The 356-nt window shown below is 46.9% G+C and carries 1 pseudogene; it reads left to right on the top strand.

The window, feature by feature from the left end:
• Nucleotides 1-356: pseudogene (locus IV84_RS10635) on the top strand (group II intron reverse transcriptase/maturase); the annotation flags it as partial.

Here is a 356-nt window from a genome sequence, read left to right as displayed (position 1 = left end):
GCATATCGGGGCGCGTAGCACTGCCTCTGGTGAAAATACAAGAATGAGTGGCATTAAGTTTCAAGACTTGGTTTTAGCCCGAAATAATCTGAATTTAGCCTATCAACGGGTGACCAAGAATAAAGGAGCAGCTGGTTTAGACGGCATGACCGTTGAAGACCTTTTGCCATACCTGAAAGAACACCGGAAAGAGCTACTTGAACAACTAGCAAATGGCACATATAAACCAGCGCCGGTTAAACGAGTAGAGATTCCCAAGCCCAACGGAGGTACCCGTAAATTAGGAATTCCGACAGTTGTTGACCGTATGGTCCAACAGGCGGTAGCCCAAGTTATGAGCCCAGTGTTTGAGCAAG

This window comes from Pediococcus damnosus, assembly GCF_001437255.1.
Lineage (GTDB): Bacteria > Bacillota > Bacilli > Lactobacillales > Lactobacillaceae > Pediococcus > Pediococcus damnosus.
Note: the sequence above shows the minus strand (reverse complement) of the source record. Positions and strands in the feature narration are given on the sequence as shown.